Here is a 17,632-nt window from a genome sequence, read left to right as displayed (position 1 = left end):
GTTCCGACGTTTTTTGAGCCATGGAACTGAAAATGCCCTAGCAACTAGCATCATACTGGCAATGGCCCACAATGTCTTGACCTTACATCACAAGCTGCAATCCGGTAATTTCGGGACATACCTTTATTCCTTAAAAAAAGTGAAAAAGAGTGCTTGAATAACTATATACATAGCAAAGGTACATGTTTTTTTGCCGACTGGATGCCGGTCTGTTTCGTGTACCTTTTTTACGTTTAGCGATAAAAAAGAGAATAGAACGATGAAATAGAATAAAAAAAAAGGGGGGCTGTCGCACGAAGCCAAAATGGCTTAATGCGACAGCCCCTTTTAAGTGGTTAGTGGCTAGTGGTTAGCTGCGTAGGGGCCGTCCCAAAGGGCGGCCCGCTGCGAGATTTCACCATAGCCCATCCGATTATGATGGCATGCTTTTACAACCATGTGACATTTGTCATAAATCCCGGCTATACACAGGATTCACGCGGGACGCCTTGACAGGACGTCCCCTACGCAATCGCAACCAGGCGATAATGAATCAAGTAAATACTACTTCGTACTGCAAACTTTATACTACAAACTCGAAAAGGAGGCAGCCTTGTGGCAGCCTCCTTTTCGGTATATGTAAGAGGGAATATTGGTACCGATGTTTATTCTTTGCCCATATCGCGGCTGGCCACGATATCTACGCCGAGGCCCAGGATATCTTTGACAATGACGTCGCCTGTATGGACCGGGGCTTTGACTTCGACGCTGCGCAGGGCTGCTGCACAGTCGAGGATTTTGCCTTTCGGCAACGTCGTCTTGGATACGACCGGCAGGAGCGGCAGTTCGCCGCCTTCGATGCGGACCGTCGAGGTCAGCATGCGCTGCGGGTCGGTCAATTCCTGATGGGCATATTTTTCACCGCGCGGGCACGTATTGCCTGTGACCTTGGTAATCTTACCGTCTTCCAGGGTAACAGTAAGCAGGCAGCCCAGCGGGCAGTTGATGCAGTTCAGTTGTTTCGTTTCTACACTCATGTTATGCTTCCTCCTTTACGGAAACGGTCCAATCCGCATGATGGCCCTTGGCTTTTTCAGCCGGTACGTTGACGGCGATCATTTCACTCGGTTTAGCGACGGGGAGGACTTTCGTCAGCAGCGTATCGTCACCGCTCTTGACAGTGAGGCGGACTTTCTTCATGGGTTTGCGGACACGCATGAACAAGCGGATCGTTTCGCCTTCTGCCGTAGCGCGGACGTGCTGGGGAACGCAGGTGCGGACTTCGTCGATGGCTTCGACTTTGACATCGGCTACGTCTTCCGGCAGCTGTTCCTGTGCCTTGAGGGCAGCGTATTTACCGGCGATTTCAGCTTCTTCCGATACGAAGTCTACCAGGTCATGGACGTGGACGACGTTGCCGGCTGCAAAGATGCCGGGGATGCTCGTTTCACGATGCTGGTCGACGATAGGACCATTGGTGAGCGGATGCATAGCCAGCCCCAAGCCGCGGGACAATTCATTTTCCGGGATCAGGCCGACGGACAGGAGCAGCGTATCGCAGTCGATGTCGAATTCCGTGCCCGGAATGGGTTTCATATGGTCGTCGACTTTGGCTGCCGTAATGCCGTTGACCCGGTCTTTGCCGTGGATGGCCGTAATGGTATGAGACAGATACAAAGGAATATCATAGTCATACAGACATTGTACCATATTACGTGTCAAGCCGTTCGAGAAGGGGCAGATTTCCAGGACAGCCTGGACTTTACAGCCTTCCAGGGTCATGCGGCGGGCCATGATGAGGCCGATGTCGCCACTGCCGAGGATGACGATTTTCTTACCGGGCAGATAGCCTTCCATGTTGACCATGCGCTGCGCTGCACCGGCCGTAAAGACGCCAGCCGGACGATAACCGGGGATACGGATGGCACCGCGTGTACGTTCGCGGCAGCCCATGGTGAGGATGATCGTCTTGCCCTGTACTTTCATCAGGCCGTGAGCCGGGCTGACAGCCGTAACCGTCTTGTCGGGATTGACGCTTAGGACCATGGTGTCGACGAGGATTTCGATTTCCGGTTTATCCTTGACCAGGTCATAGCAGCGCTGGGCGTAGCCCGGGCCGGTCAGTTCTTCTTTGAAGTGATGGAGGCCGAAACCATTGTGGATGCACTGCTGGAGGATGCCGCCAGCTTCGCGGTCACGCTCGAGGACGAGAATTTTTTTAGCGCCGTTCTGCCAAGCGCTGTAGGCAGCGGATAAGCCTGCCGGGCCGCCGCCAACGATGATAATATCATAAAGTTGTTCACCCATTATGCCTTACCTCCGCTTTCTTTGTTGTAGAACATGTAAGAATTACGCATTTCTTTCCGTACTTCCGTAACGGGGATGTTCAATTCACGGGACAAAATCTGTGTAACACGAGGTCCGCAGAAGCCACCCTGGCAGCGGCCCATGCCGGCACGCGTGCGGCGTTTGACACCGTCGACGGTGCGGGCACCGACGGGGCGATGGATGGCATCGACGATTTCCCCTTCCGTAATCGTTTCGCAGCGACAGATGACGCGGCCATAACGGGGATCCTTGGCGATGAGGGCTTTCTGGTCAGCTTCAGCCATCATGCGGAAGCAGGGCTGAGCCGGACGGCCTTTCTTATAGTCCGTCTTGGCTGTCGCACCGGTTTCAGCGACGATGCCGTCGACGAGGTATTTGGCGATAGCCGGAGCCGAAGTCAGGCCCGGAGACTGGATGCCGGCAGCCTGGATGAGGCCTTTCGTCTTTTCCGACGGGCCGAGGATGAAGTCGCCCGTGCTGGATACGGCGCGGACACCGGCAAATTCCGTAATCGTAGCGCCTACAGGGATATTCGGGACCAGACGGCGGGCTTTGTCCAGGATGTCGTCCATGCCCGGAATGGTAACGGCCGTGTCGTCTTTTTCTTCATCTGGCATATCCTGGGCGTTCGGGCCGACGAAGACGTTGCCATGTGTCGTCGCGCAGACCAGGATGCCTTTGCCCATTTTCGTCGGTGTCGGGAAAATCGGCGAGTAAACGAGGTCTTTCTGAGCCGTTTTATCAAAGAGGATGTATTCGCCGCGGCGCGGATGGATCTTAAAGGTATCGTCCCCGGCAAGGCGGCTGATTTCGTCGGCATGGACACCGGCGGCATTGATGACGTATTTCGTTTCGATAGTACCCTTGTCCGTTTCGACGGCTTTGACGGCACCGTCTTCTACGGTAATGCCCGTGACCTGACATTCACGGATGACTTCAGCGCCGTTGATGACGGCATTTTCAGCAAAAGCCAGCGCCAGGCCGAAAGGCCAGCAGATACCGGCAGTCGGAGCCCAGAGTGCGCCTTTGATGTCCTTGCTGACATTCGGTTCTTCTTTGCGCATTTCATCGCCGCTGACGATTTTCAGTCCGGGAACGCCATTGGCATTGCCCCGTTCGAGGAGTTCCTTGAGGACGTCCATCTGTTCGTCGTCGAGGGCGGCTACATACGAGCCGGACCAGCGGATGTCCAGATCCAATTCGTCTTTCAATTCATGATACATCGCATTGCCTGCGACATTCATGCGGGCTTTCATACTACCCGTAGGCGCATCGAAACCTGCGTGAAGGATGGCACTGTTGGCCTTTGTCGTGCCGGCAGCCAGTTCCGGTTCCTGTTCAACCAGGACTGCACGAAGATTGTACTTTGCCAATTCGTGCAAAATGGCTGTGCCGGTAATACCGCCGCCAATTACGACGACATCTGCTTGTTTTGTCATGTTCACAACCTCTTTCTCTGTAAATACCAAGTATCACTATCTTTGATGCCCTTATTATATAAGCTTGTGAAAATAATTGCAAGAGTATTTTTACATATTTTCACTTTCTTGACTTATACAATTTTTTCATGGGAAAATGTAGAAATATTACCTTCAATTAACTATGAAATTATGTTCAAAATTTATAAACTTAAGTAAAGGAAAGGGCTTGCCGATGAATGACAAGCCCTTTCCCAAAACCATATATTAAATAAATTAGAAGACATGTAAAGCCATGGCTACGACGTAGGCAGCAAAGGCACCAGCCAGCGGGCCGAAAACAGGAACCCAGGCATAAGCCCAGTCCGAACCGCCTTTACCGGCAATCGGCAGGATAGCATGTGCAATGCGCGGACCTAAGTCTCGAGCCGGGTTCATGGCGTACCCCGTAGGACCGCCAAGGCTCATGCCCAGAGCCCAGATGAGGATACCGACGATGTACGGCCCAAGGCCTGCCGGCATAGCTCCGACTTTATTGGAGAAGATCATCCAGATAACGAACATCAGGAAGAACGTGGCAATGAATTCGCACAGGAAGTTGGCCGGATAGTTGCGGATAGCCGGAGCCGTGCAGAAGATACCGAGCTTCGCCGATTTATCTTCTGTTTCAGCCCAATGGGGCAGGTAAGCCAGCCAGACGATAGCAGCGCCGAGGATACCGCCCAGGATCTGAGCGATGGACGTGGCGAAGAACTGGGGAACACTGTAAATCCCAATCATCGTCTTGCCCAAGGTGACAGCCGGGTTCAGGTCGCCCTGCGGAGCACCGAGGGTCGTTGCCGTGTAAACGCCGAGGGTTACGGCGAACCCCCATGCTGCGGTTATACAAATCCAGCCGCCGTTCTGGCCCTTCGATTTAGTCAGCGTATTGCAGGCGCAGACGCCGGCCCCGAAGACGATGAGGACCATCGTCCCAAGAAATTCTCCTAATAAGTTGTCAAACATCATGATGCTAGCACCTCTCTCTTAGTCTTCATCACTAAGCCAGTGCATTGCATGTTTGACGGCTTTGCGCCAGCCTTTATAATACCCTGCTGCTTTTTCAGGATCCATGGTCGGTTCGAAACGATTCTGGAGTTTCCAGCTCGATACGAGTTCTTCTTTGGAATCCCATACGCCGACAGCCAGGCCAGCCAGATAAGCGGCGCCGAGAGCCGTCGTTTCGATGACCTGCGGACGATCGACAGGAACGCCGAGGATATCGGCCTGGAACTGCATGAGCATGTTGTTGGCAACAGCTCCGCCGTCGACTTTGAGGGCAGCCAGTTTGATGCCAGAGTCTGCTTCCATGGCGCCGAGGACATCTTTCGTCTGATAAGCCATGGAATCGAGAGTTGCCCGGACGATGTGAGATTTCTTAGTGCCGCGCGTGATGCCGATAATCAAGCCGCGGGCATCCATATCCCAGTAAGGAGCACCGAGGCCGACGAAAGCCGGTACGACATAGACGCCATCCGAATCGGGAACGCGTTTGGCGACCCATTCCGAATCCGGTGCCGTATCGATGAGGCGCAGGCCGTCGCGGAGCCACTGGATAGCCGAGCCGGCGACGAAGATAGAACCTTCCAGGGCGTATTCGACTTTGCCGTCGAGGCCCCAGGCAATGGTCGTAACCAGGCCGTTCTTGGAAGGAATCGGAGTCGTGCCCGTGTTCATCAGCATGAAGCAGCCTGTACCATAGGTGTTCTTGGCCATGCCCGGTTCATAACAGGTCTGACCGAAGAGGGCTGCCTGCTGGTCACCAGCGATACCGGCGATGTTGACCGGACCGCCGAGGATAGCCGGATCCGTGCAGCCATAGACTTCACTGGACGGGCGGACTTCCGGGAGCATGCATTTCGGTACGGTTAAATATTCAAGGAGTTGGTCATCCCATTTCAGTTCTTTGATGTTGAACATAAGTGTACGGGATGCGTTGGAATAGTCGGTGATATGGACTTGACCGCCAGTCAGTTTCCAGACCAGCCAGCAATCGATGGTCCCGAAGAGGAGATCGCCTTTTTCGGCTTTTTCCCGGGCGCCTTCGACGTTGTCCAAAATCCATTTGACCTTCGTGCCCGAGAAGTAGGCATCGATGACCAACCCCGTCTTGTCACGGAATTCATCGACTAAGCCGCGGGCTTTGAGGTCTTCGCAAATCGGTGCGGTCTGGCGGGACTGCCAAACGATGGCGTTGTACACGGGATCCCCCGTATTCTTGTCCCAGACAACCGTCGTTTCACGCTGGTTGGTGATACCGATAGCCGAAATTTCGCTAGCCGTCATGTTGGCCTGTGCCAGAGCTTCGCGCATGACTTCGACCATGCTGTGGAAGATTTCATTGGCGTCGTGTTCTACCCAGCCCGGTTTGGGGAAATACTGAGTGAATTCTTTCTGGCTGACGCTGACGATGTGTGATTCATTGTCGAAAATAATAGCGCGATTACTCGTGGTGCCGGCATCAAGGGCCATGACGTATTGCTTGTCTTGCATAATAACATTGCTCCTTTCATCAATTACACTGGTATCTTCTTTCGCTACCTGCATAGAGGATTTTCTGTGATTTCATCATACATCACCTAGCACATTATTTCAACCAAATATTTACATATTTTCACTTTGCGTATAGCCTTAAAACAGGTTATAATTTTTATGCAAAATATAGTATACATAAAAGGTCATATTTCTGAATTTGTTTTCTATTTTACCTTGCATTTACATGAACAAAAATGCGATAATGGAAGAGAATATACTCGCATTCGCTACTATTTTTTCGTCAGAGGATTACACTATTTTATAATTCTATAATTAAGGATGGATTCCTATGCAACATGATAAGAATAAACTAGCCATCAGCGCTGCCAAATTGTATTACCAGTCGGGCTTCAGCCAGGCCGAGATTGCCAAAGAGCTGCAGCTGTCTCGTCCGTCGGTATCGCGGCTTTTACAGTACGCCAAGGACATGGGCTTCGTGCGCATCGAAATCTTCGACCCCATCGAAGACCAGGGCCAGCTGGCCCAAAAAGTCGCCGCCGCTTACGGCCTGCGCGATGTCTGCATCGCCAACGCCCCTATCGAAGACGAAGAAGAGGTCAAGAAATACATAGGCCAGCGCGGCGCTGCCTATATCAATGAAATCATCCAGGACGGGGACATCATCGGCGTCGGCTGGGGCACGACCCTGCACAGCCTGTCCCACCAGCTCATCCCCCATCCCCTGAAGGGCGCCCAGATTGTCCAGCTCGAAGGGGGCATCACCTTGTCGACGAGCGAAACATTTGCCAATGAAATATTGGAAAAATTCGCCAAGAACTATGAAACTATCGCCCAGTACCTGCCGCTGCCGGTCCTCTTCGACTCGAAAGAGGTCAAGGAAATGGTCTACCGCGACCGCCACATCAAGCGCGTCCTGGAACTGGGCCGCAACGCCAACATTGCCATATTCAGCGTCGGCACCGTCCGCGACAATGCCTTGTTCTTCCGTCTGGGCTATGCCGACGCCCAGGAAAAGGCCTATCTCAAGAGCCACGCCGTCGGCGATATCTGCTCCCGCTTCTTCGATAAAGAAGGAAATATCTCCAGCCAGGAGCTGAACGACCGCACCGTCGGTATCGCCCTCGATGACCTGCGCAACAAAGAATACAGCATCCTCCTGTCCGGCGGCGAAGGCAAAATCGCCAGTATCCGGGCGGCCCTAAAAGGAGGCTACGCCAATGTCCTCATCACCGACCAGTTCACAGCCAAACGATTACTGGAGAAGGTGTAAAAAAAGGTCCTGTCACATAGTGACAGGACCTTTTTCTGTAGGGGCGCCACGTGGGGCGCCCGCTCCGGGATATGTACGATTTTCCAATCAGTCTGCTAAAAAAATCCCCCAAATCCTAACGGGTCGCCCACGCGGCGACCCCTACAAACCTGGGATATCGGCCCGCTTATTAACAACGAACCACTAACCACTGGAAAGGGCATCAGCCCTTTCCCTTACTCCCAGGCGCTATCGGGCAGGGCGGTGATGCTGGCCCAGGCGTTATTGATGGCGGCAGCCATCATTTTTTTGCCCGGCGGGTCGAGATGGAGTCCGTCCAGGGCCAGTTCGGTCTTGAGTTCGCCGCGGCTGTCGGCCATGCCCGGCGTGATGTCGATATGGACCTGCGTGTCGATGTAGTCGTTGACTTCGGCAATGGCGCCGCGCCAGTCATCGGCCGTATCCTGGTCGAAGGCAGCCTTGATGTTCTCCGGATTGAGCGGCGGAATGGTCAGGAAAACGGGCTTGATACCATGGCTCAGGCATTTTTCCTTCAACGTCTGTAAGTCACTGATGACTTCACCGGCCGGTACGCCGGCGCGGAGGCTGTTGGAGCCGATGAGGATGATGACATACGACGGCTTGAAGGGCAGGACGTCGCGGTCGAAGCGTTCGACGCCCATGGCGCTCGTATCGCCGCTCTGGGCCAGGTTGATCGTCGGGAACATGAGATACGAAGCGTAACTGAAGTCCCAATCCGTCGGCGAATAGGAAATACTGCCGCCACCGTGGCTGATACTGTCGCCAAAGATAGCGACGACGCCCTGTTCCGCTGCCGGGTCCAGCTCAAAGGGCAGGGCATCGGAATAACCGCCGATAGGATTGCCTGCCCCATCCAGAGCCAGGACGCGCCAGTAAAAGGGCTTATCGCCCATGCGGGCTTTCTGGTCGTACTGCTGAGCATATTGCGGTGTGTAACTGTCGATGCGATGAATCGACGGCGCCGTACCATTCGGATCTTCCGGCAAATCGTTGAGGATTTCTACTTCATACTTGGCTGCCCCCGGTACGGCTATCCAGTCGTAGACCGGATAGAGCAGGGTCTGGCCCGGTCCCTGGTTGAAAAAGGACAAGGGCGTCGGCTTCTCCGTAAAAGGCTGGAAAATATCGACATGCGCTTCTTCGATATCCGAAAATTCACTGACCGGACGGCCCTTCAAATCGAGACCGCGGACGCGCCAGTAAAAAACCTGTCCCAGGAAGGTATCGGGCAAATCCAGTTCCAGTCCCGTCGTATAAGCCTTCTGGTCATCCATGAAAGGCTCGTAAGACGTACTGACCTTTCCGTCATCGCCTTTTTCTTCCTCTTTCTTCAAGATCTGCACATCATACATGACAGCCCCGTCAACACGGCTCCAGCGCAGGATGGGATGGCCATCAGCCGGATCCGTCGCCGGATAATGGAGGGTGACATGCGGTTTTTCCCGCAAAGCCGGCATGTCATCACTATCGGCCTTTACATGCTGCCGCGCTTCTTCCAGGGCCACGTCGACACCGTGGGAGTCCGTCGACTGACGGGCGCCGGCAAAGATGCCGACCCCCAGGGTCAGGGCCATGAGAGCCGTGATAAAAGCTAATTGTTTACGCATTCTTCTCCTTCTTATCTTTCTTATAACCGTACTTCTGGGTCCAGGCTTTATTCTGCTTCTGGATTTCCTTCTTGCTCAACATGGCCGGCTTGGCTTTCAGGGCCGACTGGATATTCTTGACGATAGCCGGCTGATCATCACCGTCAGCACAGGTCATGATGCGCAAGTCGTTGACATAGACATCGTTACCGCGGGACGCTACGTTCCACGACGGCTGCTTCTTGTTCATCGCTTCCGTAACGACCTTGTCGTCTTTCATCGCTTCGCCGTAGACATCATGCGTAGCCCGGGCCAGATTGCCCGCTACCAGGAAAGCCCGGCGCCGCGACGAATACGTCCCGGCTGTAGCCGGTGTGACGACGGGTTTGGCATTGACATAGACCGTGTTGCCGCCGACCTGGACGTGGTTGCCCGACCACAAGGTCATGCGGCCGGCCAGCTTTTCGATACGGCTCGACATCTGAGGATGATTATTCGGACTGATGACGCGCTTGAAGCCTTCCTGCCACAGTTCGCCGTACTGTTCGTAAACGTACTGCATGGACGAAGCCGCACCGCCGACATTGTAGGCCGTGTTCTTGAAGACATTGAAGCCCGTCGCATCGGCCTGTTTTTCCTGGTCCATAGTGACGAATTCATTGTCGATGTAATTGACGGCCACACTGCCCAGGAGAATGTCGAGGACGTCGGCATTACCGCCAAGGGAAACGTCGATGAGCGTCGAAATACCGATACTCTTGAGGACGCCGTTGATGGCATGGCGTTTTTCGCCGTGCTGCATTTCATGGCACATGGTAAAGGCCAGTTCATCGTCGTTGAGGGCATCGAGCATCCCCTTATTGACGGAAATGACGCCGCCAATCGTTTCAAAGGCGTTCAACTCTTTCGACGGGTTGGCATAGACATCGTAATTGCGCTTGATGAGGCCCGTCGCTACGAGGTTGCGCTGGATATTTTCCAGACGGTCGCTGTAGGCTTCATTATCGACGACACCAGTCTTGGCCTGCGTATTGGCCAACATCTGCTTCTGATTGTTGTTGTCCATCTGGAGCAGCTGCTGTTTGGCCAGAGCCATAGTCGCTGCCCCATAGAGCAGGATCTGCGCCGTCGACGCAGCCGAAGCGATGGCGACAGGCGCCACGCAGAGAGACAGGCTGGCAACGAGAGTCGTCAGCCATTTTTTCCATAATTTCATCCCTATCATCCTCCCTCATCCGTTAGCGAAAGCTGTTCCCGGCAGAGCTTCTCCTTCTTCTTTTTCGTCCACTGCTTGATTTGCCATTCCCAATGCATGGCCTCGTGTTTTGTAGGAAAACCCTGGCACCAGGCCAGGGTTACAGGGCGACGGGAACGGGTATACTTAGCCCCTCTGCCGTCATTATGCGCTGCGACCCGCCGGGGCACATCCAGCGTCCAGCCTGTATATAAAGACTGGTCGGCGCAGCGCACCATATACGTATAATATAACATGAAGCCCTTAGGCTTCTTCCGTGACGATTTTCACCGTATTCAGGACAACATCTTCCAGCGGTTTATCGGCAAAATCGGTCTTGACTCTGCTGATGCCTTCGACGACGTCATAATCCTTGACGACCTTGCCGAAAATGGAATGATGATTCTGGAGCCACGGCGTCGGGACGACCGTCACGAAGAACTGGGAACTGCCCGTATTGGGGCCGGCATTGGCCATAGCCAGGACACCGGGTTCGCTGAAATCGAGGCCCGGACCGAATTCATCAGGAATCGTCTGTTTCGAGCCGCCGCATCCCGTACCCGTCGGGTCGCCGCCTTGAATCATGAAATCAGCAATGATGCGATGGAAAATTGTGCCATCATAAAAACCGGATTTTGCCAAATTCACAAAATTTTCGACCGTAATCGGTGCCTTGTCTGCAAAAAGTTCTACCGTAAAATCGCCGCGGTTCGTCTGGAACACAGCGTATGTTTTATTGTCCGCCATAGTAACAGCCTCCTGTTTATATATAATAAGGTATTGTATACGTTTATATTACCGTAGAATAGGCAATTCCGCAAGTAGTTAGGGCGCTAAAGCGCCCGCAGGCCGCAGTTCGCCGTTCGCAGGCCGCCTCGAGTAACCCTCGCTCGTAAAAATCGCCCCAATCTGGGCCTCCGTAGGGGCTGTCCTAAGCCTTTTTGACCCATCGGGTGCCGACCAACGGAAGGCGCAAGACGGTTGCCAAAACGGACAGCTGTTGCTAGGCGGCCCGCCGCGAGATTCCACCACAGCTAACTCTGGCATGATGGCAGGTTTTATAAATTACTAGCCGCTCGTCATAAATTCCGGCCATTCACACTATTCACAGCGGGACGCCTTGACAGGATGTCCCCTACGAAATCGCATACAGGCGAAAAAAAAGAGGCTGTCTTCATGCGACAGCCTCTTTTTTGAGTTTAGCCCAAAATCTTTTTGAGGTCAGCTTCCGGCGTGCTGGTCGGAGTGATGTTGAAGTTTTCTACCAAGTAGTTGAGGACATTCTTGGAGACGAAGGCCGGCAGTGTCGGGCCGAGGTAAATATTCTTGATGCCCAAGGAGAGGAGGGTCAAGAGGATGCAGACAGCTTTCTGTTCGTACCACGAGAGGACGAGGGTCAAGGGCAGATCGTTGACGCCGCAGTCGAAGGCTTTTGCCAAAGCGACAGCTACCTGGATAGCGCTGTATGCGTCGTTGCACTGGCCCATATCCATGATGCGCGGCAAGCCGCCGATAGTGCCGAGGTCGAGGTCATTGAAGCGGTATTTGCCGCAAGCCAGGGTGAGGACAACCGTATCAGCCGGGGTCTGTTTAACGAATTCCGTGTAGTAGTTACGGCCCGGACGAGCGCCGTCGCAACCGCCGACGAGGAAGAAGTGTTTGATAGCGCCGGCTTTGACAGCGTCGATGACTTTGTCAGCAACGGAGAGGACCGTGCCATGACCAAAGCCAGTCGTAACGGTGCTGCCGCCGTTGATGCCGGTGAAGTGCTGGTCTTCTGCATAGCCGCCGAGTTCCAGGGCTTTTTCGATGACCGGCGTGAAGTCTTTGTCTTCGCCGATATGAGTTACGCCGTCAAAGGAAACGACTTCCGTCGTGAAGACGCGGTCGATGTAGGATTTACGAGGCGGCATGAGGCAGTTCGTCGTGAACAGGAATGCGCCGGGAACGCCGTCGAATTCTTTCTGCTGGTTCTGCCAAGCCGTGCCGAAGTTGCCTTTGAGGTGTTTGTATTTCTTCAATTCCGGATAAGCGTGAGCCGGGAGCATTTCGCCGTGTGTATAGATATTGATGCCTTTGCCTTCAGTCTGTTTGAGGAGGAGTTCCAAGTCTTTCAGGTCGTGGCCGGTGACAACGATGAACGGGCCTTTTTCAACCGTCAAAGGAACCGTCGTCGGAACCGGAGTACCATAAGTAGACGTATTAGCTTCATCGAGGAGAGCCATGCAGGTCAAGTTGACTTTGCCTGTTTCCATGACAATCGGGAGGAGTTCATCCATGCCCCAGTCTTCGCCGATGGCCGACAAGCCTTTGACGAAGAAAGCATCGACTTCTTCGCTCGATTTGCCGAGCATGAGAGCATGATAAGCATAAGCAGCCATGCCGCGCATACCAAAGAGGATGAGCGATTTGAGGGAACGGATATCTTCATCAGCGTCCCACATCTGGTTCATATCGTAGTCAGCTGTGGGAGTGGACGAAAGGGCAGCGGCTTCAGCGTGAACTTTATCGATCATAGCCTGGGTCGTCGTCGTGTTGAAGTTGACGTTGGTAATGGTCGTGAACATGCCTTCGAGGATAGTGCGATAGGTCTTAGCCGTCGGAGCGGCAGTCTGACAGGTGCGGGCCAAGCCAACGAGGGCGCCGGTCAAAACATCCTGCAAGCCGGCTTCAACAGCCGATTTGCCACAAACACCGGCACAACCGGTACAGCCAGTACCCATAGCGGTCTGTTCACACTGGAAACAAAACATCTGTTTTTCTTTTGTCATAGGGAAAACCTCCTGTATTTCATACATATAATAAATTGAATGGGTGATTCGTAATTCTCTGCTCTCATCGAGTACACCTAAAGTATAACAAAAAGAAAGAAACATTTCTGTTGCATTTACAACCAAAAGGGAAATTTTGTAGGAGACGCCCAAAGGGCGTCCCGCAGGCCGCCTTGGACTCAAATGCCGCTGCGCGGCGACAGCCTCAGAATGACGACATCGCCTCGAGTAACCCTCGGCTCGTGAAAAAATAGTGGTTCGTGGCTCGTAAAAGCCTGCCATTATACAAGAATAGGTATGGCCAAATCTCACAACGGGCAAGGCTCCCTTTATAGGGGAGTTGGCCGCCAAAGGCGGTCTGAGAGGTTAAAGGACAGCCCCTACGCACAAGGCCGTTGGCCGTGCATTTTTTTGCAATCTGCAAACTGCGTTTACTTCCATCGCCTGTATGCGATTCCGTAGGGGCCGACCCAGAGCTTTCTGACCCGTCAGATGCAGGACAGTTACCCGGACAGATGGCAGCGGCGGGCGGCCCGCTACGCGCTGAGGGTTTCCCGAAGCGTCGTTGTCAGTTTGAATTTGTCGCGGCGAAGCCGCATCTGAATCCAATTTATGGTATAATATCAACGTTGCTCACCCCTATACTGAGCGGGTAAGGGGGTGTTACTCTTGAACAAACTCAAAAACTTTTTGATGGCTGTCATGGCTAGCGTAGTCTCTTACTACCTATGCAAGTGGTTAGACACCATTATTACCCTTATGAGCAACTAGCCCCAGAGTGTTCCTGTCGAACACCACAAAAAGAAAACCCCCAGAGATTCCGCCTCTGGGGGTTTTCGTGTTACAATTGAACAAACTCAAAACTTCTACATTTATTATAATGAAATCAACCAATCCTGTCAATTCTCAACTCACGGCGGGCGGCCCGCCGTCCCCCGCGGACTCAGAGGCCGCTGCGCGGCGACAGCCTCAGAATGACGACATCGCCTCGAGTAACCCTCGGCTCGTGAAAAAATAGTGGCTCGTGGCTCGTGATTCGTGGCTCGCAAAAGCCTGCCATTATACAAGAATAGGTATGTCCAAATCTCACAACGGGCTGCACAAGGCTCCCTTTATAGGGGAGCTGGCCGCCAAAGGCGGTCTGAGAGGTTAAAGGATAGCCCCTACGCACAAGGCCGCTGGCCGTGTATTTTTTGCGGTCCGCAGGACCGCGGCGAACTGCGAACTGCATTCATTTCATGAGTCTGTCGCGGCGAAGCCGCATCTGAATCCGAGGCGGCCTGCGAACTGCGACCTGCTTTCTCCTTCATGCTATAATAAGGTTACCATGCTGAGAGAGGAGTCATCATCATGAATGAAAAGATTGAGCAATACGTACGGAATCACGGCCGTGATTTTATGGAATGGCTTTGTGATATTATTTCTATTCCTTCACCGACCGGAGATGAACAGGCCAAGGGCGAATGGATATTGAATCTTTTGCATCAATGGGGCGCCGCCGGGGCGTATCGTGATGCCGCGGGAAATGTGGTCTATCCCTGCCATGTAAAAAGCGGTGAAAAGGTCGCCCTTTACACCGCTCATATAGATACGGTATTCCAGGATTTGCAGGAAATCCACATCCGCCAGACAGGTCACATTTTGTCAGCGCCGTCGTGCAGCGACAATAGCGCCAGTATCGCCGGTCTATTATTTATCATCAAAATGTTCCACGATTTACAGCTCACGCCGCCGCAGGGTCTGCTCTTTGCCTTCGATGTCGGCGAAGAAGGCTTGGGCAATCTCAAGGGGATGCGGCAGGTCATGGCCGATTGGCACGGCCGCATTGCCGAAGTGGTCGCCGTCGATTGTACTTTCGATACTTTTGTGACGACAGCTGTCGGCTCCCGCCGCTACGCCGTCACCGTCGAAGCCGCCGGCGGCCACAGCTGGATGCATTTCGGCCAGTCCAATGCCATTGCCGAAGCGGCCCGCATCATCAGCCAGCTCTATGCACTGTCCGTGCCATCCCAGCCAAAGACGACGTACAATGTCGGCACCATCACGGGCGGCACGACGGTCAATTCCATTGCGGCAAAGGCCGTGTTCACTGTCGACTTGCGCTCGGAAAATGCTGATGAACTGGACAAGCTGGGCCAAACTTTTCAAAGCCTCCTGGCCCATGCTGAAGGGGAAACAGTCCACATCAAAACCCAGCTGCTCGGCGAACGGCCCTGCAGCCGTCTGGACACCAATCCCCTGGCAGACCGCATCACAGCCATCCGCCGGCGCCACGGCCTGCCGACACCGTGCATTGCCGGCAGCACCGATGCCAACGTTCCCATGAGCCAGGGTATCCCGGCCATTTCCTTTGGCTTCTGCCGCAGCCACGGTGAACATACCCTTCAGGAATCGCTGGACGTCGATACCTTTGCTCCCGGCATGATCCAGATGCTGGAATTCATGGGAGTATAAAAAAAGGGCTTGTCGCATATGCGACAAGCCCTTTTATCGTAGGGGCCGTCCCAAAGGGCGGCCCGTTGTGGCTAGTTGTTAGTGGTTAGCAAATGGTAAAAAATTTAGCGAGGCCTACCGTGCGTTGGCTTCGCCACGGAAGATGGTGCCACGGCTGGCGTCTACGGTGACGACTTCGCCGTTTTCCAGGGTATCGGCAGCATGGGCAGCGCCGACGACGGTCGGGATGCCGAGGGTGATGGCGACGATAGCCGATTCGCTGGTGAGGCCGGCTTCTTCAGAGACGATGGCGCTAGCCCGTTTCATGTAGTCGACGAAATCAGCGCGGGCCGAACGGACTACGAGGATGCAGCCGTCGGTGAAGTTCTTTTCCAGGTCTTCTTTCGATTCGGCGATGCAGACTTTGCCGATAGCCGAATTCCGGCCGATACCGGTACCGCGGAGGAGGACGTCACCGACGACCTGGACGCGGATCATATTGGTCGAACCGGCTTTGGCAACGGGGACACCTGCCGTGAGGACGACGAGGTCGCCGGCTTTGATGAGGTCGTTGTCGAGGGCTGCAAAGATAGCATTGTCAACGACGGCATCGGTGTCGCTGGCTTCTTTACCGGTGACAGCCTGGACGCCCCAGTTGAGCTGCAGGCGGCGGACGATGGCTTCATGCGGCGATACGGCTACAATTGGGCAGGCTGGACGGAATTTAGAAATCATCTGAGCTGTGCCGCCGCGTTCAGTCGAGGCGATGATGGCTGCAGCGTGGAGGTCTTTGGCGATCTTGACAACGGCTTTGCCGATGGATTCCGTCGTCGTAGCCGATTCAGCGTCGACGTCTTCATAGGACTTCGGCGTAAAGTTGCTTTCCGTAAAGGTTGCGACGCGGGCCATGGTTTCTACAGCTTCTACCGGATAGAGGCCGCCAGCCGTTTCACCGCTGAGCATGATGGCATCGGTACCGTCGAGGATGGCGTTGGCGACGTCGCTCGTTTCGGCACGGGTCGGACGCGGGTTGTTGCACATAGATTCCAGCATCTGCGTAGCCGTAATGACCGGTTTGCCTGCGGCCTGGCATTTATGGATGAGGACTTTCTGGAGCATCGGCACTTCTTCTGCCGGGACTTCGACGCCGAGGTCACCGCGGGCGACCATGATGCCGTCGCTCATCTTGATGATGTCGTCGATGTTGTTGACAGCTGCCTGACATTCGATTTTGGAGATGATCTTCATATGGCTGTCGTGTTTTTCCAAAATCTTGCGGATCGTCAGGACGTCTTTGCCGCGCTGGATGAAGGAAGCGGCGATCCAGTCCATGTTCATGCGGCAGCCGAATTCGATATCGTCGGCGTCTGTATCGGAAACAGCCGGCAGGTTGATGGCAATGCCCGGTACGGCAACGCGTTTGCGGTCGCTCATCTTGCCGCTGTTGAGGATTTTCGTATGGATGTCTTCGCCTTCGACGCTGACAACTTCCAAGTTGACCAGGCCGTCCGACAAGAGGATGTGGTCGCCGGCTTTGACGTCCTGCGGTAATTCTTTATAGTTCATGGAGGCAATAGTTTCATCGCCTTCTACGTCACGGGCCGTCAAGGTAAAGTCTTTGCCGGCTTCCATCATGATCGAACCATTTTTAAATTTGCCCAAACGGATTTCCGGGCCTTTCGTGTCGAGGAGCAGTGCCACCGGGATACCCAGTTTCTGGGAGGCAGCGCGAACCATGTCGATGCGCTGTTTATGTTCTTCATGAGAACCATGGGAGAAATTAAAGCGGGCAACGTTCATGCCGGCTTTAATCATCTTTTCGATAATTTCCGGGGTATTGGAACTGGGGCCTAAGGTGCAGACGATCTTTGTTTTTTTCAGCATACAGATTTCTCCTTTTCTACTCACGTACACGTAACAATTGACGTTTCTGTTCCTAGTGGTACGTTTTTTGTCCCACCAGTGCAATATACGGCTATTGCTCACTGCGATTGTACCGTATTCCCCACGATAATGCAAGGATTAGTTGTGTAAATACTTTATGAGGACGCAGGCCG

At 53.8% G+C, this 17,632-nt stretch carries 13 protein-coding genes; 2 read left to right on the top strand and 11 right to left on the bottom strand.

Annotated elements, in window-relative coordinates:
• Window positions 1–644 precede the first annotated feature (644 nt).
• The 5 genes from ACFCTO_RS08795 to glpK form a co-directional block, all read right to left on the bottom strand.
• Window positions 645–1,016, bottom strand: coding sequence for a DUF1667 domain-containing protein (locus ACFCTO_RS08795; RefSeq protein ID WP_020311410.1), 372 nt, complete (start codon window positions 1,014–1,016; stop codon window positions 645–647).
• A gap of 1 nt (window position 1,017) precedes the next feature.
• The gene (locus tag ACFCTO_RS08790; RefSeq protein WP_292262464.1) at window positions 1,018–2,286 is read right to left on the bottom strand and encodes an NAD(P)/FAD-dependent oxidoreductase; all 1,269 of its coding nucleotides are present in this window, start codon (window positions 2,284–2,286) and stop codon (window positions 1,018–1,020) included.
• Window positions 2,286–3,746 carry an NAD(P)/FAD-dependent oxidoreductase gene (locus ACFCTO_RS08785; protein ID WP_292262466.1) on the bottom strand — a complete coding sequence of 487 codons (1,461 nt, stop codon included), beginning with the start codon at window positions 3,744–3,746 and terminating at the stop codon, window positions 2,286–2,288. The genes ACFCTO_RS08790 and ACFCTO_RS08785 overlap by 1 nt, the downstream gene beginning before the upstream one ends.
• Window positions 3,747–4,001: 255 nt before the next feature.
• Complete coding sequence (locus ACFCTO_RS08780) at window positions 4,002–4,733, bottom strand: MIP/aquaporin family protein (protein ID WP_292300959.1); 732 nt, start codon at window positions 4,731–4,733, stop codon at window positions 4,002–4,004.
• A gap of 18 nt (window positions 4,734–4,751) precedes the next feature.
• Complete coding sequence (gene glpK, locus ACFCTO_RS08775) at window positions 4,752–6,257, bottom strand: glycerol kinase GlpK (RefSeq protein WP_292300962.1); 1,506 nt, start codon at window positions 6,255–6,257, stop codon at window positions 4,752–4,754.
• 331 nt (window positions 6,258–6,588) lie between these two features.
• Between glpK and deoR the strand changes: the two genes are divergently transcribed.
• The gene (deoR, locus tag ACFCTO_RS08770; RefSeq protein ID WP_302485371.1) at window positions 6,589–7,530 is read left to right on the top strand and encodes a DNA-binding transcriptional repressor DeoR; all 942 of its coding nucleotides are present in this window, start codon (window positions 6,589–6,591) and stop codon (window positions 7,528–7,530) included.
• Window positions 7,531–7,745: 215 nt separating this feature from the next.
• On the opposite strand, the gene ACFCTO_RS08765 is transcribed toward deoR, so the two are convergent.
• The 5 genes from ACFCTO_RS08765 to hcp form a co-directional block, all read right to left on the bottom strand.
• Window positions 7,746–9,158 (bottom strand): SGNH/GDSL hydrolase family protein, encoded by a 1,413-nt coding sequence (locus tag ACFCTO_RS08765; RefSeq protein WP_301877531.1) that lies wholly within the window; start codon window positions 9,156–9,158, stop codon window positions 7,746–7,748.
• Window positions 9,151–10,353, bottom strand: coding sequence for a M48 family metallopeptidase (locus ACFCTO_RS08760; RefSeq protein ID WP_292300693.1), 1,203 nt, complete (start codon window positions 10,351–10,353; stop codon window positions 9,151–9,153). The genes ACFCTO_RS08765 and ACFCTO_RS08760 overlap by 8 nt, the downstream gene beginning before the upstream one ends.
• Window positions 10,354–10,358: 5 nt before the next feature.
• Window positions 10,359–10,628, bottom strand: coding sequence for a GIY-YIG nuclease family protein (locus ACFCTO_RS08755; RefSeq protein ID WP_020311622.1), 270 nt, complete (start codon window positions 10,626–10,628; stop codon window positions 10,359–10,361).
• Between the two features lie 7 nt (window positions 10,629–10,635).
• Window positions 10,636–11,118, bottom strand: coding sequence for a peptidylprolyl isomerase (locus ACFCTO_RS08750; RefSeq protein ID WP_020311621.1), 483 nt, complete (start codon window positions 11,116–11,118; stop codon window positions 10,636–10,638).
• A gap of 452 nt (window positions 11,119–11,570) precedes the next feature.
• Window positions 11,571–13,142 carry a hydroxylamine reductase gene (gene hcp, locus ACFCTO_RS08745; protein ID WP_499876746.1) on the bottom strand — a complete coding sequence of 524 codons (1,572 nt, stop codon included), beginning with the start codon at window positions 13,140–13,142 and terminating at the stop codon, window positions 11,571–11,573.
• A gap of 1,350 nt (window positions 13,143–14,492) precedes the next feature.
• Here hcp and ACFCTO_RS08740 point away from each other — a divergent pair.
• Window positions 14,493–15,596 (top strand): M20/M25/M40 family metallo-hydrolase, encoded by a 1,104-nt coding sequence (locus ACFCTO_RS08740; protein WP_499876745.1) that lies wholly within the window; start codon window positions 14,493–14,495, stop codon window positions 15,594–15,596.
• Between the two features lie 114 nt (window positions 15,597–15,710).
• Here the strand turns inward: ACFCTO_RS08740 and pyk are convergent, their stop codons facing one another.
• The gene (gene pyk / locus ACFCTO_RS08735) at window positions 15,711–17,459 is read right to left on the bottom strand and encodes a pyruvate kinase (RefSeq protein ID WP_294025499.1); all 1,749 of its coding nucleotides are present in this window, start codon (window positions 17,457–17,459) and stop codon (window positions 15,711–15,713) included.
• Window positions 17,460–17,632 lie beyond the last annotated feature (173 nt).

It is taken from the genome of Megasphaera indica (assembly GCF_046614755.1).
GTDB classification, from domain to species: Bacteria; Bacillota; Negativicutes; order Veillonellales; family Megasphaeraceae; genus Megasphaera; species Megasphaera intestinihominis.
The sequence above is the reverse complement of the archived record's forward strand: the minus strand, read 5'-3'. Positions and strand labels throughout refer to the sequence as shown.

Bases quoted from the DNA above. Each gene is read 5' to 3' on its own strand.
- glpK (WP_292300962.1), bottom strand. From the start codon at position 6,257: ATGCAAGACAAGCAATACGTCATGGCCCTTGATGCCGGCACCACGAGT.
- ACFCTO_RS08790 (WP_292262464.1), bottom strand. From the start codon at position 2,286: ATGGGTGAACAACTTTATGATATTATCATCGTTGGCGGCGGCCCGGCA.
- deoR (WP_302485371.1), top strand. From the start codon at position 6,589: ATGCAACATGATAAGAATAAACTAGCCATCAGCGCTGCCAAATTGTAT.
- ACFCTO_RS08785 (WP_292262466.1), bottom strand. From the start codon at position 3,746: ATGACAAAACAAGCAGATGTCGTCGTAATTGGCGGCGGTATTACCGGC.
- pyk (WP_294025499.1), bottom strand. From the start codon at position 17,459: ATGCTGAAAAAAACAAAGATCGTCTGCACCTTAGGCCCCAGTTCCAAT.
- ACFCTO_RS08780 (WP_292300959.1), bottom strand. From the start codon at position 4,733: ATGATGTTTGACAACTTATTAGGAGAATTTCTTGGGACGATGGTCCTC.
- ACFCTO_RS08755 (WP_020311622.1), bottom strand. From the start codon at position 10,628: ATGTTATATTATACGTATATGGTGCGCTGCGCCGACCAGTCTTTATAT.
- ACFCTO_RS08740 (WP_499876745.1), top strand. From the start codon at position 14,493: ATGAATGAAAAGATTGAGCAATACGTACGGAATCACGGCCGTGATTTT.
- ACFCTO_RS08750 (WP_020311621.1), bottom strand. From the start codon at position 11,118: ATGGCGGACAATAAAACATACGCTGTGTTCCAGACGAACCGCGGCGAT.
- hcp (WP_499876746.1), bottom strand. From the start codon at position 13,142: ATGACAAAAGAAAAACAGATGTTTTGTTTCCAGTGTGAACAGACCGCT.
- ACFCTO_RS08795 (WP_020311410.1), bottom strand. From the start codon at position 1,016: ATGAGTGTAGAAACGAAACAACTGAACTGCATCAACTGCCCGCTGGGC.
- ACFCTO_RS08760 (WP_292300693.1), bottom strand. From the start codon at position 10,353: ATGAAATTATGGAAAAAATGGCTGACGACTCTCGTTGCCAGCCTGTCT.
- ACFCTO_RS08765 (WP_301877531.1), bottom strand. From the start codon at position 9,158: ATGCGTAAACAATTAGCTTTTATCACGGCTCTCATGGCCCTGACCCTG.